This window comes from Catellatospora sp. NPDC049133 (genome assembly GCF_040648455.1).
GTDB lineage: Bacteria > Actinomycetota > Actinomycetes > Mycobacteriales > Micromonosporaceae > Catellatospora > Catellatospora aurea.
This window is the reverse complement of record NZ_JBEZDT010000012.1, coordinates 1-19321: the sequence shown is the minus strand read 5'-3', so window position 1 is coordinate 19321 and position 19321 is coordinate 1. Positions and strand designations below refer to the sequence as shown.

The following is a 19321-nucleotide window of genomic DNA, read 5'->3' as shown; positions in this document are numbered from 1 at the left end:
TTCGACTTGCCAGGCACCTGGGCGATTGCGGGCTCAAGATACGCACGACTGCCAGGCAAGTCGGACGATCATGGAGGCCGGAGTGGCGGGCCGTCAGGCCGTGATGGGCAGGGTGGCGTAGCCGCGGAAGCCGAGGCGGTCGCGGCGGGTGGGGACGCCTGCCGAGCGCAGGTGGGGCAGCTTGTCCAGGAGCAGCGGAAAGGCGATCTGGGCCTCCAGCCGGGCCAGTGGCGCGCCGAGGCAGTAGTGCGCGCCCGCGCCGAAAGACAGCGACGGCACGGACGGGCGGTCGGGCAGGAAGTCGGCCGGCGCGGCGAAGCGGCGCGGATCGCGGCCGGTCGCGGCGAGCACCAGCAGCACCTCCGTGCCCGCGGGCAGCTCCACCCCGGCCAGCTCGGCGTCCTGCCCGGCGTACCGGGAGGTGACCTGCACGGGCGGGTCGAGCCGCAGCATCTCCTCGATGTAGGCCGCGGACAGCGACGGGTCCGCACGCAGCCGGGCCGTGTGCTCCGGCCGGTCGAGCAGCATGGCCAGGCCGTTGCCGAGCAGGTTGGTCGTCGTCTCGAAGCCCGCGACCAGCAGCAGCACCAGGTGTGAGACGAGTTCCGCCCCGCCGATCCGGCCGTCCGCGCCCGCCGCGAGCAGGTCGCTGATCATGTCGTCGCCGGGTTCGCGCTGCCGCCGCGCCAGCAGGTCGACGAAGTACTCGGCCAGCTCGTCGCTCGCGGCGTCGGCGCGGGCCAGCTCCTGCGGGTCACCGGCGAACACCTCCAGGGCCAGGGTCAGGTCCTGCGCCCGCGGCCGGAACCAGTCCCGGTCGGCGACCGGCACCCCGAGCAGGGCGCAGATCACCGACACGGGCAGCGGGTACGCCACCTCGTCCATGAAGTCCACCGGCCCGCCCGCCGCCGCGATCGGCTCGACGAGCTCCTCGGCCAGCGCCGTGACGTCGGCGCGCAGCGCCGCGACCCGGCGGGCGGTGAACGCCGAGCCGGCCAGCCGCCGCAGCCGGGTGTGGTCGGGGGCGTTCTGCCAGAGCATGGTGCGGCTCAGCCACTGCCAGGAGGCGACGGTGCGCCAGCCGGGCATCGCCCGGTCGAGCGCGACGGCGTCGGTGACCCGGAACGAGGCGTCCCGCAGCACCTGGTCGGCTTCGGCGTGCCCGGTGACGACCGCGAACCCGTCGCCCAGCGGCGCCACCGGGCCCGCCGCGCGCAGCCGCTCGTAGTGCGGGTACGGATCGGCCCGGCCCTCGGCCGTCGCCAGTGCCTGCATCGCCGCCAGTGCGTCCTGCATCGCCGCCCCCTGCCCCGCCGTCCTGACGGGAAGACTACGACGCGGGGGCGAGCACACCGCCGAGCCACGTGGCACGGGCCGTGCGGGCTCCTAGTTGGGCATCAGCGACATCGGCCGGCAGCCCGGACCGGTGTGCACCGTCGCGCAGCAGCTCGTCGTCCACTGCCCGTTGAAGACGGCGTGCCGGGCCAGGCCTGTGGCCGCCACGGGCCGGGGTGCCGCCGGTGCGGTCCGCGGGTCGCGCTTGCCCGCGTGGCCTGCTGTGATCATGTGATTGCCTCCTGGAACGAACCGCGCGCCGACGTCTGATGCGCCACGACTATGCCATGGCCGTCCCCAAGATCCGCGGTTGGCGGCGTCGCGGCCCGGGTGACGGTGCCCACCCGGGCACGGAAACGGCGAGGGCGCCCACCTCGGGTGGACGCCCTCGCACCGTGCGGAACCGTTGCCGGATCAGCTCTTGCCGCTCGTGATCTCCTCGCGCGGCTGCTCCTCCTGCTGCGGCGGAGCCGGCTGCTCGATCGGCCGGAAGAAGCCGCGGACGGCCGGACCCAGCGCGCCGAGGCGGTTCATCTTCTTCGGCACCGTCCAGCCGACGTACGGCAGGTCGGTGTGGCCGTGCTCGTCCGGCGCGGCCAGCGGCTGGTGCACCTCGACGAAGCGCCCGTCCGGCAGCCGCTTGATGATGCCGGTCTCGACGCCGTGCGCCAGCACCTCGCGGTCGTGCTGCTGCAGACCCAGGGCGAGGCGGCGGGCGAAGTAGTACGCCAGCGGCGGCAGGATCAGCAGGCCGATGCGGCCGGCCCAGGTCATCGCGTTCAGGCTGATGTGGAACTTGTCGGCGACGATGTCGTTGCCGCCGGAGATCGTCAGCACCAGGTAGAACGCCAGTGCCATGGCGGCCAGACCGGTGCGGTCCGGCACGTCACGCGGGCGCTGGAGCAGGTTGTGCGACGCCTTGTCCTTCTTCCAGCGCGCCTCGATCCACGGATACGCCATGGGCAGCACCGTCAGGATGCCCGGGAGCACCACGGTCGGCCAGAACAGCGGTGGGATGTTGTACCCGAGGAATCTGATGTCCCAGGCGGGCATCAGACGGGTCGAGCCGTCGAGGAACATGACGTACCAGTCGGGCTGGCTGCCCGCGGAGACGACCGCGGCTTCGTACGGGCCGAACAGCCAGATCGGGTTGATCTGGAACAGGCCGCCCATCAGCGCGATGACCGCGAAGACGAGCATGAAGAAGCCGGCCTGCTTGATCGTGTACCGCGGCACGAAGCGCTCGCCGACCACGTTGTTGTTCGTCCGGCCCGGCCCCGGCCACTGGGTGTGCTTCTGGATGAAGACGAGGCCCAGGTGGATGCTGACCAGCGCGAGCAGGATCAGCGGCAGCAGGAAGACGTGCAGGATGTACAGGCGGGACAGGATGATCTCGCCGGGGAACTCGCCGCCGAACAGCGACGTGGTCACCCAGGAGCCGATCACCGGGATGGACAGCATGATCGCCGAGGCGATGCGCAGGCCGGTACCGGACAGCGCGTCGTCGGGCAGCGAGTAGCCGGCGAAGCCCTCGGTGAAGCCCAGCCAGAACATGCTCAGACCGATGATCCAGTTGAGCTCGCGCGGCTTGCGGAACGCGCCGGTCATGAAGATCCGGAACATGTGCACCACGATCGCGGCCATGAACAGCAGCGCCGCCCAGTGGTGCATCTGGCGCATGATCAGGCCGCCGCGCACGTCGAACGACAGGTCCAACGCCGTCTCGTACGCCCGCGACATCTGCACGCCCTGCAGCGGGATGTACGAGCCGTCGTAGTGCACCTCCTGCAGCGAGGGCTCGAAGAACAGCGCGAGGAACGTGCCGGTCAGCAGCAGGATGATGAACGAGAACAGCGCGATCTCGCCGAGCAGGAACGACCAGTGGTCGGGGAACACCTTGTTCAGCATGCCGCGCAGCGGGGTGGCGACGGGCAGCCGGGTGTCCACCTCCTGGGCGGTCTTGCCCGGGAGGGCTTTGAGGTCAACCTTGCGACGCTTCATGGTCAGTCCTTCTCCCAGAACGCCGGCCCGACCGGCACCTTGTAGTCGCCGGTGGCCACGAGGTAGCCCTCCTTGTCCACGCTGATGGGCAGCATGGGCAGGGACCGCGTCGCCGGGCCGAAGATCGGCCGGGCGTTGTCGGTGATGAGGAACTGGGACTGGTGGCACGGGCAGAGCAGGCGGTTGGTCTGCTGCTCGTACAGGCTCGCCGGGCAACCCGCGTGGGTGCAGATCTTCGAGTACGCCACGAAGCTGCTCCAGGTGCTGCCCTGGTTGATCGTGTACAGCTGGCCGTTCAGCTTCGCCGCGTCGTCCTCCCGCAGGTGGATCAGCAGCGTCGGCGAGTCGGCGTGGTGGTTGCTGGCCCCGCCCGGGATGTTCGGGAACACCGTGATCTGGCCGCCGGTGCTCACGTGCTCCGGCCGCACCAGCGTGCCGTCGTCGTGCATCAGCCGGATCGGGTTGGTCGGCGTCGCGCCGGCGAAGCCGGTCTTGAACAGGATGTCCGGGTGGTGCGGGTCCTTGATCAGCGCGCCGATCGGCACCGCCGCGGCCGCCAGCCCCAGCGGGGCCAGGCCCAGCAGCGACCACTTCAGGACCGGCCGCCGGCCCAGGCCCATCTCCTCGCCGACGAACTGCAGCGTGTTGCCGGTGAGCTTCTGCTCCTCCGGTGCCGACGGGCCGTCGTGCCGCTCCTGGATCGCGATCTCGTGCGGGAGCAGCTTCTTGCCCCAGGTGAGGATGCCCAGGCCGACGCCGACCAGGGCCAGGCCCAGGGTCAGGCCGAGGACCGGGGTGTAGTACTTGCTGGCGTGCGGGCCCAGCTCGTACTCCCACGGCCACCAGATGAAGGCGATGACGAACAGGGTCGACATGATGCCGGTGAGCAGGAAGAAGAAGGCGACGATGCGAGTCATGCGCCGCTCGCCCTTCGAGCCCGGCGGGTACTGCGCCTCGTAGTGGACGATCTCCACGCCGTCGCGCCGCGCACCCTCGCGCACGATGTCGAACCGGGTCAGGTTCGGGTTGTCCAGGTCGACGCCCGCGGCGTCGCGCACCTGGGTGTTCGTGTCACTCATGACTTACCCGCAATCCACAGCGCTGCGAAGACCAGTGCCACGACGCCGACCAGGAAGATCGCCAGACCCTCGGTCACGGGGCCGAAACGGCCCAGGCCCCAGCCACCCGGGTCGCTGTCGCTCTTCAGGTTCTGCACGTAGGCGATGATGTCGAACTTGTCCTGCGGCGTCAGTTCGTTGTCACCGAAGACGGGCATGTTCTGCGGGCCGGTCAGCATGGCCGCGTAGATCTGCCGGTCGGTGGCCGGCTCCAGGGTCGGCGCGAACTTGCCGCTGGACAGCGCGCCGCCGCCGCCGGAGAAGGCGTGGCAGGACGAGCAGTTGATCCGGTACAGCTCACCGCCGCGGGCGATGTCGCCCTTGGACGCGAAGTCCTCGCCCTCCGGGAGCTGCGGGCCGCCGCCCAGCTCCTGGATGAAGGCGCCGAGCTGCCGGGCCTGGTCGTTGGTGAACATCGGGTCCTTGCGCTCCGCCTGGGCCTCCTGGCGGGCGGCCGGCATGCGGCCCGTCTCCACCTGGAACTCCACGGCCGCCGAGCCGACGCCGATCAGGCTCGGTCCGCGTCCCTCGACGCCCTGCGCGTTCGCGCCGTGGCAGGAGATGCAGCTCACGTCGTACAGCGCCTTGCCGGCCTCGGCGGCCGGGGTGAGCGGGGCGGCGCCCTGGGCTCCGCCGGGCGCGACGATCGCGTAGATGCCGCCCGCGAAGACCAGCGCGGCGAACATGCGCAGCGCCGAGTTCAGCCGCCGGCGTACCCGGCTGCGCTGCTTGGGCGCACCCGCCGCCAGGCGTGGGGTGTCTGGTGTCATAGCCGAGCTCACATCCGCTCCAGCAGGTAGATCATGAAGAAGAGGCCGACCCAGACCACGTCGACGAAGTGCCAGTAGTACGACACGACGATCGCCGAGGTTGCCTGCGCCGGCGTGAACCGACCCATGGTGGTGCGGATCATGTAGATGATGAAGGCGATCAGACCGCCTGTCACGTGCAGGCCGTGGAAGCCCGTGGTCAGGTAGAACATCGAGCCGAACCCGTCGGCGTTGATCTTGATGCCCTCACTGACCAGCACGCGGTACTCGTTCACCTGGCCGAGCACGAACGTCAGGCCCATCAGGAACGTGATGGTGAACCAGAGCCGCAGCCCGTACACGTCACCCCGCTCCGCGCGCAGGACGCCGATCTGGCAGGTGATGGAGGACAGCACCAGGATCGTCGTGAAGAACACCGCGTACGGGAGGTTGAGCACGTGGGAGTGCTGGATCCACTGGTCGTAGTCCGCGGCGCGGATCGCGAAGAACATCGCGAAAAGCGCCGCGAAGAACATGAGTTCGCTGGAGAGCCACACGATCGTCCCGACGCTGACCATGTTGGGCCTGGTCAGGGAGTGGATCCTGCTCTTGTCGATGGCTGAGGCGGCAGTCACGCGGTCATTATTGCCCCCTACCTGCATCGGCGAGCGTCGGGGTGCCTGGTTGGCGGCGTGTCGTGACCCGCCGGACCGCCCGCGACGAGCACGGTCTAGCCTCGGGTGGTGCCGCCTGTCGATCATTTCATCGCGCTGACCTCGAACGTTGCGACCTTGGCCGCCGAGACTCCCCCGTTCACCGTGGCGACACTGGTGACCGGCGCCCGGCTCGACTCGTGGCTCGCGGTCGGTCTGCTGCTGGCGGGTGCGCTTTATCTCTACGGCACGCACCGGCTGCGGATGCGCGGCGACCGGTGGCCGGTGGGGCGCACCATCGCCTTCCTCGGCCCCGGCCTGGGCACGCTGGCCCTGGTCACGGTGAGCGGCATCGGCGGATACGACACCACGCTGCTGTCGGTGCACATGCTGCAGCACATGGCGCTGTCCATGGTCGCGCCGATCTTCCTGGCCCTGGGCGCGCCGGTCACGCTGGCCCTGCGCACGCTGCCCGCCCGCTCCCGCCGCACCCTGCTGGCGGTGCTGCACAGCAAGGCCGCCGCGGTGCTGGCGAATCCGCTGGTGGCTTTCGGCATCTTCGTGGCCAACCCGTTCGCGTTGTATTTCACCAGCCTGTACGAGCAGACGCTGCGCCACGAGTGGCTGCACGAGATCATGCACGCGCACTTCATCGCCACCGGGTGCCTGTTCTTCTGGCCCCTGCTGGGCCGCGATCCGCTGCCGGGACGCTGGCCGTATCCGGCCCGCGCGCTGCTGATGCTGTTGAGTGTCCCGTTTCACACCGTGCTCGGGCTCACCATCATGCAGCAGAAGACCCTCCTCGGCGGCGACTGGTACCCCTCGCTGAACCTGTCCTGGATGGACCCCTGGGCCGACCAGGTGACGGCCGGCGGCGTGCTCTGGGCCGGCGGTGAGCTGGTCTCGGTCACCATGCTCGCGGTCCTCGTCGTCCAGTGGATCAAGCAGTCCCGCCAGGAGGCCGCCCGCATCGACCGCCAACTCGACCGCGAGGAGGCCGCACAGGCCGCCGCGGAAGCCGCCGCGGCGGCCGGGTCGGCGCAGGTCGACGCGGACGGCGCACCGCACGACCACGAGATCACTTCACCGCTTAGGATGAGCGCATGAGTACCAAGACCGTCCTGCTCTACAGCGACGACCCGCAGGTCCGCGACCGGATGCGGCTGGCCATCGGCGAGCACCCGGCGCCCGACCTCGATGTCGAGTTCGTCGAGGCGTCCACCTACGCCGAGTGCGTCAAGCTGGTGGACGACTACGAGATCGATCTGCTGGTGCTGGACGGCGAGGCGACCCCGGGCGGTGGCCTGGGCGTGGCGCGTCAGCTCAAGGACGAGATCGACGAGTGCCCGCCCTGCTGTGTCGTCATCGCCCGCTCGGCCGACCGCTGGCTGGCGGCGTACGCCCGCGTCGACGCGACGCTGGTGCACCCGCTCGACCCGATCGAGACCGCGAAGGTCATCTCCAACCTGCTGCACGACGAGACCGTGGCCGCCTGACCCGAGCACCGCGCGCCACGCCCTTCACCCCTGGAGGCCCGATGGGCGACCGGAACACCTGGCCCCACCTGCTCGGCGCGCTGCTGCGCCGCGAGGAGCTCACGCCGGACGACACGGCCTGGGCGATGGGCGAGATCATGTCGGGCGTGGCGACACCGGCGCAGATCGCCGGGTTCGCGCTGCTGCTGCGGGCCAAGGGCGAGACCGCCGGTGAGGTGTCCGGCCTGGTCGCCACGATGCTGGCGAACGCGGCCCCGCTGCCGCAGACCGACGAGCAGCGCACAGCCACCCTGGACGTGGTCGGCACCGGCGGCGACCAGGCGCACACCGTCAACATCTCGACGATGTCCGCCATCGTGGCCGCCGGCGCGGGCGCGCGCGTGGTCAAGCACGGCAACCGCGCCGCCTCCTCCTCCTGCGGCACGGCGGACGTGCTGGAGTTCCTCGGCATCCCGCTGGACCTCAGCCCGGAGCAGGTGGCCGCGGTCGCCGAGGAGGCGGGCATCACGTTCTGCTTCGCCGCGACGTTCCACCAGGGCCTGCGCCACGCCGGCGGAGTACGCCGCGAGCTGGGCGTGCCCACCGCGTTCAACTTCCTCGGCCCGCTGACCAACCCCGCCCGGCCCCGCGCGGGCGCGATCGGCTGCGCCGACGTCCGGATGGCCGGTGTCATGGCGCAGGTGTTCGCCGACCGCGGCGACACGGCCCTGGTGCTGTGCGGCGAGGACGGCCTGGACGAGTTCACCACCGCCGCCCCCACGCGCGTCTGGGTGGCTCGTGGCGGGCGCGTCACCCCACTCACGATCGATGCCGCCGATCTCGGCGTGGCCCGTTCCGCTCCCGGGGACCTGCGCGGCGGCGACGTGTCGCTCAACGCCGACGTCGTGCGCCGCCTGCTCGGCGGGGAGACCGGCCCGGTGCGCGACGCCGTGCTCGTCAACACCGCCGCCGGGCTGACCGCCCACGACTGGGCGGTCAAGGGCGCGGGAGCCGCCGACGCGGACTCGCTGGTCGAGGAGCTGACCGACGCGCTGCACGCGAACATGCGCCGCGCCGCGGAGGCCGTCGACTCGGGCGCGGCGGCCGCGGCCCTGGAACGCTGGATCGCCGCCGCCTCGGCTGCCAAGTACGCCCAGTAGCGCAGACTCACGAAATGAAACCGGCCCCCTCCGCTGTGGAGGGGGCCGGTTTCATTTGCTTTCGGTGCGGAGGATCAGTGCTCCGCGGTGCGGCGGGTGCCGGTGTAGTACTCGAACAGCATCGCCGAGGTGGACAGCAGCACGCACACGATGCCGAGCGCGATCAGCCACCACATCCAGAACACCAGGCCGAGCGAGGCGATCAGCGCCGACATCGCGATGCCGAACGGCCAGTAGCTGCCCGGGCTGAAGAAGCCCAGCTCGCCGGCGCCGTCGGCGATCTCGGCGTCGAGCCGGTCCTCCGGGCGCGGGTCGATGCGGCGCGAGACGAACCAGAAGTAGCCGCCGCACATCAGGCAGAGCAGGAACGACAGCGCCAGCGCGGTGGTGCCGATCCACTCGATCCCGCCCATGGACAGGTCCGTCCACCAGCCGTAGACCACCGCGGTGACGATCAGGAACAGCGCGACGCCGACGAAGATGCGGTATTCGGTCTTCATGTCTCCAGCCTCAGTTCGCGGTGCGCAGGGTCGGGAACGGAGTCGTCGTCGTGGCGTAGGGCGTCTCGCCGATCGCGGTCAGCGCCTCGGGAGTGCTCTTGCCCGCCTTCAGCGCCGCCACGAACTGCGCGTACTTCTCCGGCGTCACGGCCCGCAGCTCGAAGTTCATCATCGAGTGGTACGTGCCGCACAGCTCGGCGCACCGGCCGACGTAGCTGCCCGTCTGGGTGACGTTCACTTCGAACTGGTTGATCACGTTGCCGGGGAACACGTCGCGCTTGAACAGCAGCTCCGGGACCCAGAACGAGTGGATGACGTCGTTGCTGTGCTCGACGAAGCGCACCGTCTTGCCGACCGGCACGACCACGACCGGGATGTAGTTGCTGTCGCCGGGCGTGCTCTCCACCTTCTCGGCGTCCACCTCGGGGCTGGAGAGGTAGTTGAACTGCCAGTTCCACTTGAACGCGACGACCTCGACGGTGGCGTCCGGGTTCTTGGTCAGCTTGTTGACGTCGGTCTGCACGACGGCGGTGTAGTAGAACAGCACCGCGATCACCAGGAACGGCAGCACCGTGTAGAGGATCTCGATCGGCAGGTTGAACCGCGTCTGCGTGGGCAGGTCGGCGTCACCGCGCTTGCGGCGGTAGGCCGCCACGCACCAGAAGATCAGACCCCAGACGAAGAAGCCCACGGCGAAGGCCGCGACGACCGAACCGACCCACAGGTCGTACATCCGCTCGGACTGCTGGGTGATGCCGCCCTGGGGCCAGCCGAATCCATCGAACGCCGCGCCGACGTTGCACCCCGCGAGCAGGGTCACCGTGATGACCGCCATCGCGCTCAAGCCGACGGCTCGCCTGCGGGCTCGTGTTGCGACCACCTGCTCCTGCCTCCCTTAGCAGCGCCACCTTCGGACGCACCGGTGAGGGGCGTGACCGACGGTCGCAGAGTACTTCACCCCGGGGCCCCGGCCGGGCCTGGGGTCGGCCCGGTGATCCGGCGTGTCCGCGGGATTCGGTGACGGCGACGACTGCCGTCACCGCTAGATCACGATACCGTCGAGGGGTGGGAGATCCCCGGCAGGCCGGACCAATCGATCAGGGCGAAGACGTGCGCGGCGCGTATTTCGATGCGGCGACGGCGACGCCGCTGCACCCGGCCGCACGCGAGGCGCTGCTCGGCGCGCTCGACGACGGCTGGGCCGACCCGGGCAAGCTCTACACGCAGGCCCGCCGCGCCCGCCTGCTGCTCGACGCGGCCCGCGCCACGATCGCGCAGGTCCTGGGGGTACGCCCGGACGAGCTGACCTTCACCAGCAGCGGCAGCACCGCCGCGCACGCCGCCGTCCTGGGTGGACTGGCCGGCCGCCGGCGCGCCGGGGCGACCCTGGTCCGGTCGGCGATCGAACACTCGGCCGTGCTGCACGCCGGCGAGCGGCACGTACGCGACGGCGGCGGCGAGGCCGAGGTCCCGGTGGATCTGCTCGGCCGGGTCGACCTCGACGCCTGGACCTCGGCCGTGTCCGCGCCCGGGGCGGCGCTCGCCGCACTGATCAGCGCGAGCCACGAGGTCGGCACGGTGCAGCCGGTCGCCGCCGCGGCGGCCGCGTGCCGCGAGGCGGGCGTGCCGCTGTATGTCGACGCCGCCCAGTCGCTGGGCCGGATTCCGGTGCCGGACGGCTGGTCCCTGCTGACCGGCTCGGCCCGCAAATGGGGCGGCCCGCCCGGGGTCGGCCTGCTGGTGGTGCGCAAAGGAACCCGCTGGGTGTCGCCCTACCCGGCCGACGACCGGGAGTCCGGCCGCTTCCCGGGGGCACCCGACCTGCCCGCGATCCTCGCGGCGGCCGCGTCGCTGCATGCGGTGCACGAGACCGCGGCACAGGAATCAAAACGCCTGTCCGGCCTGGTCGACCACGTCCGCGCCACCGTCGCGGCGATCGTTCCCGACGTGGAGATCGTGGGCGACCCGGCCGACCGGCTGCCGCACATCGTCACCTTCTCCTGCCTGTACGTCGACGGCGAAGCACTGCTCACCGCCCTCGATCGGCGCGGTTTCGCGGTGTCCTCCGGTTCGGCCTGCACGTCGTCCACCCTGCGGCCGAGCCACGTGCTCGCCGCGATGGGCGTGCTGACCCACGGCAACATCCGGCTGTCGCTGCACCGCGACACCACCGCCGACCAGGTGGAACGTTTCCTCGCCGAACTGCCCGGCATCGTCGCCGCGCTGCGGGCGGAGGTGGGCATGTGAACCCGGACACCCCGGTCGACGTACTGGACTGCCTGGGGCAGCGCTGTCCACTGCCGGTGATCGCCCTGGCGAAGCGCCTGCCGTCGGTGCCGGTCGGCGCGGTCGTACGCGTGCTCGCCGACGACCCGGCCGCCGCCGTGGACGTCCCCGCGTGGTGCCGTATGCGTGCCCAGGAGTACCTCGGCGCGGTCTCCGTCGACGGCTCCCCCGCGTTCGACGTCCGCCGCCTCAGCTGAGTCCGCTCCGCGCCTGGCCAGGTATCGGTCCCGTGCGCATTTGCTCTGCACCCAAAAGCTTGCTCTGCACCCACCGACGCAACACGGCGCCCGCTCGACGGCGCTGCGCCCTTGCGTATTCGGGTGCAGAGCAAGCGAATGGGTGCAGAGCAAAGTCGGCGCGGGGCAACGCCCCACGCCGACGTCGATCGCCCTTCGGGGCAGGTCAGTTCAGGTGGGGCCGGATGTCGGCGGCGACGGCGTCGCCGTAGGACTCGGCCAGGCGCTTGAGGAAGTTGTCCGGCTCGACGTCGTACTCCTGGGTGCCGACGGTCTCCAGGACCAGCGTGGCCAGCAGCGCGCCGACCTGCGCGGCCCGCTCCAGGCCCTGGCCCCAGGACAGCGCCGCGAAGAAGCCGGCCCGGAAGCCGTCGCCGACGCCCGTCGGGTCGTACACCTGGATCTCGCGGGCGACCGGAACGTGGATCGGCGCGAAGTCGCGGCCGGTGATCCGGACGCCGTTCTTGCCCAGCGTGGTGACCCGCACCTTGACCCGCTCCAGCACCTCGTCCGAGGTCAGACCGGTCTTCTGCTCCAGCAGCGAGTTCTCGTACTCGTTGGTGAGCAGGTACTCCGCTCCGTCGATGAGTTGCAGCACGTCGTCGCCGCTCATCCGGGCCAACTGCTGCGACGGGTCAGCGGCGAACGCGTACCCCCGGTCGCGGCACTCCTGCGAGTGGCGCACCATCGCCACCGGGTCGTTCGCGCCGACGATGACCAGGTCGAGGCCGTCGAGGCGCTGGTGCACCGGGGACAGCTCGATGTTGCGGGCCTCGCTCATGGCGCCGGCGTAGAACGAGGCGACCTGGCACAGGTCCTCGTCGGTGGTGCAGACGAAGCGGGCGGTGTGCGCCACCTCACTGACGTGCACCGAGTCACAGTCGACCCCGTTGCGCTCCAGCCACGAGCGGTAGTCGGCGAAGTCCGCGCCGACCGCGCCGACCAGGGTCGGCTGCAGGCCCAGCTTGGCCAGGCCGAAGGCGATGTTCGCCGCCACGCCGCCACGCCGGATCACGAGGTCGTCGACCAGGAACGACAGCGAGACCTTGTCCAGCTGGTCGGCGATGAGCTGGTCCGCGAAGCGGCCCGGGAAGTGCATCAGGTGATCCGTGGCGATCGATCCGGTAACGCAGATCTTCATGGTTGACCTTCAGGTCGGCGAAAGATGGGCGCGGAAAGCGTACCGGTTGACGCACATACGACAGCGGCACTCCGGCATGGCCGGAGTGCCGCTTGTGTCGTCGCCCACAGCGGGCGGCGATAAAGGCTCAGTGGAACGAATCGCCGCAGGCGCAGGAGCCGCCGGCGTTCGGGTTGTCGATGGTGAAACCCTGCGCGTCGATGCGGTCGGCGAAGTCGACGGTCGCGCCCGCGAGGTACGGCGCGCTCATCCGGTCGACGACGACCTCGACACCGCCGAACTCCTTGACGATGTCGCCGTCGAGCTCACGCTCGTCGAAGAAGAGCTGGTAACGCAGGCCGGAGCAGCCACCGGGCTGAACCGCGACCCGCAGCCGGAGGTCATCGCGACCCTCCTGCTCCAGCAGAGCCTTGACCTTGCCGGCCGCGACCTCGGTGAGGTTGATGCCGGTGGTGTCCGTCTTGCTGTCGGGCGTCGAGATGTCGGGCGTCGTCACGTGGTGCTCCCCAAGCGTGAAGTGCTGATAATCCTTCGAGGTAACGCTAGCGCGCCCCGGTTTGATTCCCCAGAGCGCCTCACGGGCTACTGCCCCAGTGTGGTGTTGATGACTGCGCGGTGGGTGGGCCGCGCCGCAGCGTGCCGTTCCCGCCCGGCGTCGGTGGGGTGCACGAACACCCCGCGCCGGTCGGAGGTGCAGAGCTGCCGCTCCACCAGCCCGTCCTTCTCCAGCCGGGCGACGGTGCGCGACAGCGCGCTCTGGCTGAGGTGGATCTGCTCGCCGAGTTCCTGCATGCGCAGCCCGGTGCAGTCCGTCGCGCCGACGAGCCGGTCCAGCACTTCGAACTCGCTCATGCCGAGCTGGTGCTGTTCCTGCAGCGCGCTCTCCAGGGCGCAGGAGAGAGCCGCGTACTGCCGGGACAGCTCTCGCCACGCCTTCACGGCCACCTCGTCGGGCATGCGCGGAGCTTAACATGCAGACGCAGTAAATGTGAACGCATTTTATGCTTGCGCATTCAATGCACGTGCAACTAACGTACCGACCATGTCCTCCACCGCGACGCTGTCGCCACCTGCCCCTGGCACCTCCTCTCCGGCCCCCGCGGACCAGCGCTGGACCCCGCGGCTGTGGGGCACGCTGCTGGTGCTGTGCGCGGTGCTCTTCCTCGACGGCCTCGACGTCTCGATGGTCGGCGTGACCCTGCCCGCCATCCAGTCCGACCTGGGCCTGTCCACCGCGACGCTGCAGTGGATCGTCAGCGCCTACGTGCTCGGCTACGGCGGGCTGCTCCTGCTCGGCGGGCGCACGGCCGACCTGCTCGGCCGCCGCCGGGTGCTGCTGATCGCCCTGGCCGTGTTCGCCGGCGCGTCCGTGCTCGGCGGCCTGGTCGAGGACGGCACGCTGCTCATCGCGACCCGGTTCGTCAAAGGCCTGGCCGCGGCGTTCACCGCGCCGGCCGGCCTGTCCATCCTGACCACGACCTTCCGTGAGGGACCGGTGCGCAACCGGGCGCTGGGCATCTACACCGTCTTCGGGGCCAGCGGCTTCTCCTCCGGCCTGATCCTGGGCGGCCTGCTCACCGAGATCGACTGGCGGGTCACCTTCCTGCTGCCCGCACCGCTGGCGGTGCTCGCCCTGATCGCGGGCCTGCGGCTGATCCCGCGCGACGGCGCGCGCAACCCCGGCGGCTACGACGTGCTCGGCGCGGCCACCTCCACCGGCGCGCTGCTGCTGCTCGTGTTCACCGTCGTCAACGCGCCCGAGGCGGGCTGGACCTCGCTGCGCACCCTCGGCTCGCTGGCCCTGGTCGTGGCACTGGCCGCCGCTTTCGTGATCGCCGAGCGCACGGTCGCGCACCCGCTGGTGCGGCTGGGCATCTTCGCCAACCGCAGCCTGGTCCGGGCCGACCTCACCGCGATGGCGGTGTCCGGCGGTTACCTGAGCTTCCAGTTCATCGTCGCGCTGTACCTGCAGAACGTGCTGGGCTGGTCTCCGCTGCAGATGGCGCTGTCGCTGCTGCCCGCCGGGGTCATCGTGGCGAGTTCCGGCCCGGTCGTCGGCAGGCTGATCACGCGGTACGGCACCCGGCGGCTGATCGCCCTGGGCATGGTCGCGTTCGTCGCCGCGTACGCCCTGTTCCTGCGGGCCGGGCCGGAGCCGGAGTTCCTCACCGTGATCCTGCCGACCGCGCTGCTGCTCGGGCTGGGCTTCGCGCTGAGCTTCTCGGCCCTGAACGTGCAGGCGACCAACGGCGTCGCCGACGACGAGCAGGGGCTGGCCTCCGGGCTGGTGCAGAGCTCGTTCCAGGTCGGCGGCGCGATCGCGCTGGCCGTCACCAGCGCGGTGGTCGGCGGCGGGGCCATCGAACCGGGGCGGCTGCCGGACACCTTCGTGCCCGCCATCGGCCTGGTCACCGCGATCTCGCTGCTCGGCCTGCTGGCCGCCGTGCTGGGTCGGCGGCCCGGCCGCCACGCCGGCAACCGGGCGACGCGTGAGGATGATCGGTATCTCGTGTCAGAAGGTGCGGCCTGACCAGAGGTTTCACCGCCGACCGGCGATCATCGCCGACACCGGTGTTAAGAAGGGCACCTTCCTCTACGCGTAGCGATGGGAAGGTGCCCTTCCTTTGCTTCGGGTCAGCGGGACCACTGGTGGGCCAGGCGGGTGGAGAGTTCGCGGAGGCCGCGGGCGGGTTCGGCGAGGGCGAGGTCGACGCTGCCGAAGTGGTCGACCAGGGCGTGGGCCTCGGTGACGCCGGCCGCGCCCTGCTCGCGGCGGCCGGTGGTGACCCGGCCGGCCAGCACCACGCACGGGATGCCGAGGTCGCGGGCCGCGCCGGCCAGGCCGGAGATGGCCTTGCCGCGCAGCGACTGGTGGTCGAACGAGCCCTCGCCCGTGATCACCAGGTCGACGTTCTCCAGCACCTCGTCCAGGCCGGTCAGCTCGCGGACCAGGTCGATGCCGGAGGCGACCGTGCCGCCCAGGGCCAGGATCGCCGAACCGAGCCCGCCCGCCGCGCCGCCGCCGGGCAGCTCGGCGAGCTTCGCCGGGCACCCGGGCAGTTCCCGCTCCAGCACCGCGGCCCAGTTGGCCAGGGCGGCGTCGAGCAGCGTCACGTCCTGCGGGGTCGCGCCCTTCTGCGGGCCGTACACCGCCGACGCGCCGTGCAGGCCGGTCAACGGGTTGTCCACGTCGGTCGCGGCGATCAGCTCGACGCCGTCCGGGAGCAGGCCGGCCCCTTCGCCGAGGGTGAGGGACGCGCAGGTGGTCAGGGCCGCGCCGCCGGGGGCCAGTGGTTCGCCCGCGGCGTCCAGGCCGACCGCGCCGAGGGCCGCGAGCAGCCCCGCGCCGCCGTCGTTGGTGGCCGAGCCGCCGAGCCCGATCACCACGCGCCGGGCGCCGTGCGCGACCGCGGCCTCGATCAGCGCGCCCAGGCCGTACGAGGAGGTGACTTTCGGGTCCCGCTCCCCCGGTTCGACCAGGTGCAGGCCGCAGGCCTGGGCGCTCTCGACGTACGCCGTGCCCGCCCCGTCCCCGGCCAGCAGCACCGCGCCGAGGACCGGGCGGCCCAGCGGATCGGTCGTGTCGACCTCGACCAGCTCGCCGCCGATCGAGGCGTGCAACACCTCGACGAAGCCGGGGCCGCCGTCGGCGATGGGGCGGCAGATCAGCTCGTCGGCCGCGGCGGCCTCCCGCCAGCCTTCGGCGACGGCCTGCGCCGCCTCCACCGCGGTGAGGGTGCCGGCGAACTTGTCGGGACAGATCAACACTCGCATGGGCTGCACGATAGTGACCCGCCCCGGCCGTATGGGCGACCGGCGTGACCGCGTCCCACGCCCCGGCCGCCGTGGGGCAGGCCACAGCCGTGCGGGCGAGCCTGTCCCGCCCGGTTGGTGCGACGATGGGAGGCGTGACTGCTCCCGTACTGCTGCTGCTCGGCCGCGGCAAGGACTCGAACTCCGAACGCGGCGTCGACTGTCCGGGCGACCTGCCCGCGCCCAGCGACCCCGGGCTGGTCGAGCGTGCCGCCGCCGCCAAGGCCGCGCTCGGTGACCGGGTCTTCGTCCTCGGCCACCACTACCAGCGCGACGAGGTCATCCAGTTCGCCGACGTGACCGGCGACTCGTTCAAGCTGGCCCGCGAGGCCGCGGCCCGGCCCGACGCCGAGTTCATCGTGTTCTGCGGCGTGCACTTCATGGCCGAGTCGGCCGACATCCTCACCTCCGAGACCCAGCGCGTGGTCCTGCCGGACCTGGCCGCCGGCTGCTCCATGGCCGACATGGCCGTGCTGGAGCAGGTCGAGCAGTGCTGGGACCTGCTGAGCGACCTCGGCATCGCGGACTCCGTGGTGCCCGTCACCTACATGAACTCCTCCGCCGACATCAAGGGCTTCGTCGGCCGCAACGGCGGCGTGGTCTGCACCTCCTCCAATGCCAAGCGCGCGCTGGACTGGGCGTACGCCCAGGGTGAGAAGGTGTTGTTCCTGCCGGACCAGCACCTGGGGCGCAACACCGCGGTGCTGGAGATGGGCTACTCGCTCGACGACTGCGTGCTCTACGACCCGCACAAGCCCAACGGCGGCCTGACCGACCAGCAGCTGCGCGACGCCAAGATGATCCTGTGGCGCGGGCACTGCTCGGTGCACGGCCGGTTCACCCTGGAGAACGTGCAGGCCGTGCGCGAGCAGGTGCCGGGCGTCAACATCCTGGTGCACCCGGAGTGCCGGCACGAGGTGGTCACCGCCGCCGACTACGTGGGCTCGACGGAGTACATCATCAAGAAGCTGGAGGCGGCCGAACCCGGCTCCGCGTGGGCCGTGGGCACCGAGCTGAACCTGGTCCGGCGGCTGGCCGCCGCACACCCGGACAAGCAGGTCATGTTCCTGGAGAAGACGGTCTGCTACTGCTCCACGATGAACCGCATCGACCTGCCGCACCTGGTCTGGGCGCTGGAGGAGCTGGTCGCGGGCCGGGTGCCCAACCAGATCACGGTCGACCCCGACACCGCGCACCACGCTCGGGTGGCGCTGGACCAGATGCTGGCACTGCCGTAGGCGACTGATTACTCTGAGTGCGAGCACCGCGTCCGAATCGCGGTGCTCGTGCTCATTTAAGCTTCCCGTGTTCCGTCACACATCACGCAGCGCTATGCTGCCGGGGTTTGCTTTTCACGCGCGCCACACCCAGGAGGTCGCCTTGTCGGACGACGTGCTCATCGTCAGCGGAGGTAGCCCGCTCAAGGGCGAGGTGCGGGTCCGCGGGGCCAAGAATCTGGTCTCCAAAGCCATGGTCGCCACCGTGCTGGGCGAGAGCCCGAGCCGCATGTACGACGTCCCGCGCATCCGCGACGTGGAGATCGTGCGCGGTCTCCTGGAACTGCACGGCGTCAAGGTGAGCAACGGCCAGCTCGACGGGGAGCTGCTGTTCGACCCCTCCAACGTCGAGCGCGCCGGCATCGACGAGATCAACGTGCACGCCGGGTCCAGCCGGATCCCGATCCTGCTGTGCGGCCCGCTGCTGCACCGGCTCGGCCACGCGTTCATCCCGGACCTGGGCGGCTGCCACATCGGCCCGCGCCCGATCGACTACCACCTGGAGGCGCTGCGGCGCTTCGGCGCGGTCGTCGACAAGACGCCCGAAGGCCTGCACCTGTCCGCCCCGGACGGCCTGCACGGCATCAAGTACGAGCTGAACTACCCGTCGGTCGGCGCGACCGAGCAGATCCTGCTCACCGCCGTACGCGCCGAGGGCGTCACCGAGCTGAGCAACGCCGCGGTCGAGCCCGAGATCATCGACCTGATCTGCATCCTGCAGAAGATGGGCGCGATCATCAAGGTGCACACCAACCGGGTGATCGAGATCGAGGGCGTGCCGCGCCTGGGCGGGTTCTCGCACCGGCCCATCCCGGACCGCATCGAGGCCGCGAGCTGGGCCTCGGCCGCGCTGGCCACCCGGGGCGACATCACCGTCAAGGGCGCCCGCCAGGCCGACATGACGACGTACCTCAACGTCTTCCGGTCCATCGGCGGCGAGTTCGAGATCGACGACAACCCGGTCGACGGCGGCATCCGCTTCTGGCACCCCGGCGGCGACCTGCGCCCCGTCGCGCTGGAGACCGACGTGCACCCCGGCTTCATGACCGACTGGCAGCAGCCGCTGGTCGTGGCGCTGACCCAGGCCAACGGCCTGTCCGTGGTGCACGAGACGGTGTACGAGAAGCGCTTCGGCTACACCAGCGCGCTGAACCAGATGGGCGCGCACATCCAGGTGTTCCAGGACTGCCTCGGCGGCACCCCGTGCCGGTTCGGCCGGATGGGCTTCCGCCACTCCGCCGTCATCGCCGGCCCGGCCAAGCTGCACGCCACCGACCTGGTCATCCCGGACCTGCGGGCGGGCTTCAGCCACCTGATCGCGGCCCTGGCCGCCGAGGGCACCTCCCGGGTGCACGGCGTCGACCTGATCAACCGCGGCTACGAGGACTTCGAGGCCAAGCTCGCCGGCCTCGGCGCCACCGTCTCCCGCTGACACCCGCACCACCGGCACCACCCGCCCCACGGGCACCCTGTTTTTCGTATAGCACGGTCAACGTGACCAGCGCGTCCCAGTTCCTCAGCGAGATCAACTCGTCCGGGACGAAGACCATCACGTTCTCCGGCACGTTCAACATCAG

The 19321-nt window shown here is 70.8% G+C and carries 20 protein-coding genes; 8 read left to right on the top strand and 12 right to left on the bottom strand.

What is annotated here, in order from left to right; translation table 11 throughout:
* Window positions 1-93: 93 nt before the first annotated feature.
* The 6 genes from AB0B35_RS15665 to AB0B35_RS15640 form a co-directional block, all read right to left on the bottom strand.
* Complete coding sequence (locus AB0B35_RS15665; RefSeq protein WP_361045536.1) at window positions 94-1296, bottom strand: cytochrome P450; 1203 nt, start codon at window positions 1294-1296, stop codon at window positions 94-96.
* Between the two features lie 90 nt (window positions 1297-1386).
* Window positions 1387-1566 carry a hypothetical protein gene (locus AB0B35_RS15660; protein WP_361045533.1) on the bottom strand — a complete coding sequence of 60 codons (180 nt, stop codon included), beginning with the start codon at window positions 1564-1566 and terminating at the stop codon, window positions 1387-1389.
* Window positions 1567-1749: 183 nt separating this feature from the next.
* Window positions 1750-3336: a cytochrome b N-terminal domain-containing protein gene (locus AB0B35_RS15655; RefSeq protein WP_360537289.1), complete on the bottom strand. Its 1587-nt coding sequence runs from the start codon at window positions 3334-3336 to the stop codon at window positions 1750-1752.
* Window positions 3337-3338: 2 nt separating this feature from the next.
* The gene (locus AB0B35_RS15650) at window positions 3339-4415 is read right to left on the bottom strand and encodes a Rieske 2Fe-2S domain-containing protein (protein ID WP_361045531.1); all 1077 of its coding nucleotides are present in this window, start codon (window positions 4413-4415) and stop codon (window positions 3339-3341) included.
* Window positions 4412-5224 carry a c-type cytochrome gene (locus tag AB0B35_RS15645; protein WP_361045529.1) on the bottom strand — a complete coding sequence of 271 codons (813 nt, stop codon included), beginning with the start codon at window positions 5222-5224 and terminating at the stop codon, window positions 4412-4414. Before AB0B35_RS15645 ends, AB0B35_RS15650 begins: the two co-directional genes overlap by 4 nt.
* An 8-nt stretch (window positions 5225-5232) precedes the next feature.
* Entirely contained in the window at window positions 5233-5838 is a 606-nt protein-coding gene (locus AB0B35_RS15640; RefSeq protein ID WP_120316188.1) for a heme-copper oxidase subunit III, read from the bottom strand.
* A 129-nt stretch (window positions 5839-5967) separates the two neighbouring features.
* Here AB0B35_RS15640 and AB0B35_RS15635 point away from each other — a divergent pair, with 129 nt between their 5' ends.
* From AB0B35_RS15635 to trpD, 3 genes are read left to right on the top strand one after another with little or no spacing between them, the layout of a single operon-like run.
* Entirely contained in the window at window positions 5968-6963 is a 996-nt protein-coding gene (locus AB0B35_RS15635; RefSeq protein ID WP_361045850.1) for a cytochrome c oxidase assembly protein, read from the top strand.
* Window positions 6960-7352 (top strand): hypothetical protein, encoded by a 393-nt coding sequence (locus AB0B35_RS15630; protein ID WP_360537283.1) that lies wholly within the window; start codon window positions 6960-6962, stop codon window positions 7350-7352. Before AB0B35_RS15635 ends, AB0B35_RS15630 begins: the two co-directional genes overlap by 4 nt.
* Window positions 7353-7393: 41 nt before the next feature.
* Window positions 7394-8491 carry an anthranilate phosphoribosyltransferase gene (gene trpD / locus AB0B35_RS15625; protein ID WP_360537281.1) on the top strand — a complete coding sequence of 366 codons (1098 nt, stop codon included), beginning with the start codon at window positions 7394-7396 and terminating at the stop codon, window positions 8489-8491.
* 74 nt (window positions 8492-8565) lie between these two features.
* On the opposite strand, the gene AB0B35_RS15620 is transcribed toward trpD, so the two are convergent.
* On the bottom strand, window positions 8566-8991 hold the full coding sequence (locus tag AB0B35_RS15620; RefSeq protein WP_361045526.1) for a cytochrome c oxidase subunit 4: 426 nt from the start codon (window positions 8989-8991) through the stop codon (window positions 8566-8568).
* 10 nt (window positions 8992-9001) lie between these two features.
* Complete coding sequence (gene coxB / locus AB0B35_RS15615) at window positions 9002-9826, bottom strand: cytochrome c oxidase subunit II (protein WP_361045847.1); 825 nt, start codon at window positions 9824-9826, stop codon at window positions 9002-9004.
* 275 nt (window positions 9827-10101) lie between these two features.
* Between coxB and AB0B35_RS15610 the strand changes: the two genes are divergently transcribed.
* Both AB0B35_RS15610 and AB0B35_RS15605 read left to right on the top strand, forming a co-directional pair.
* Window positions 10102-11238: an aminotransferase class V-fold PLP-dependent enzyme gene (locus AB0B35_RS15610; RefSeq protein WP_361045524.1), complete on the top strand. Its 1137-nt coding sequence runs from the start codon at window positions 10102-10104 to the stop codon at window positions 11236-11238.
* Window positions 11235-11474, top strand: coding sequence for a sulfurtransferase TusA family protein (locus tag AB0B35_RS15605; RefSeq protein WP_360537275.1), 240 nt, complete (start codon window positions 11235-11237; stop codon window positions 11472-11474). The genes AB0B35_RS15610 and AB0B35_RS15605 overlap by 4 nt, the downstream gene beginning before the upstream one ends.
* Window positions 11475-11679: 205 nt before the next feature.
* Here the strand turns inward: AB0B35_RS15605 and AB0B35_RS15600 are convergent, their stop codons facing one another.
* From AB0B35_RS15600 to AB0B35_RS15590, 3 genes are all read right to left on the bottom strand, one after another.
* Entirely contained in the window at window positions 11680-12654 is a 975-nt protein-coding gene (locus AB0B35_RS15600; protein ID WP_361045522.1) for a carbohydrate kinase family protein, read from the bottom strand.
* A gap of 127 nt (window positions 12655-12781) precedes the next feature.
* Window positions 12782-13135, bottom strand: a complete 354-nt coding sequence (locus tag AB0B35_RS15595; protein WP_360537358.1) for an iron-sulfur cluster assembly accessory protein — start codon at window positions 13133-13135, stop codon at window positions 12782-12784.
* Between the two features lie 101 nt (window positions 13136-13236).
* Entirely contained in the window at window positions 13237-13611 is a 375-nt protein-coding gene (locus tag AB0B35_RS15590) for a MarR family transcriptional regulator (RefSeq protein WP_361045520.1), read from the bottom strand.
* A gap of 85 nt (window positions 13612-13696) precedes the next feature.
* Here AB0B35_RS15590 and AB0B35_RS15585 point away from each other — a divergent pair, with 85 nt between their 5' ends.
* Complete coding sequence (locus AB0B35_RS15585) at window positions 13697-15184, top strand: MFS transporter (RefSeq protein ID WP_361045518.1); 1488 nt, start codon at window positions 13697-13699, stop codon at window positions 15182-15184.
* A gap of 104 nt (window positions 15185-15288) precedes the next feature.
* On the opposite strand, the gene AB0B35_RS15580 is transcribed toward AB0B35_RS15585, so the two are convergent.
* Window positions 15289-16428, bottom strand: coding sequence for a glycerate kinase (locus AB0B35_RS15580; protein ID WP_361045515.1), 1140 nt, complete (start codon window positions 16426-16428; stop codon window positions 15289-15291).
* Between the two features lie 125 nt (window positions 16429-16553).
* Between AB0B35_RS15580 and nadA the strand changes: the two genes are divergently transcribed.
* Together nadA and murA are read left to right on the top strand one after the other, a co-directional pair.
* A complete protein-coding gene (gene nadA / locus AB0B35_RS15575; protein WP_361045511.1) occupies window positions 16554-17705 on the top strand; it encodes a quinolinate synthase NadA in 1152 nt (383 codons plus the stop codon).
* Between the two features lie 142 nt (window positions 17706-17847).
* Window positions 17848-19176 (top strand): UDP-N-acetylglucosamine 1-carboxyvinyltransferase, encoded by a 1329-nt coding sequence (murA, locus tag AB0B35_RS15570; RefSeq protein ID WP_361045508.1) that lies wholly within the window; start codon window positions 17848-17850, stop codon window positions 19174-19176.
* The last annotated feature ends 145 nt before the right edge of the window (window positions 19177-19321 follow it).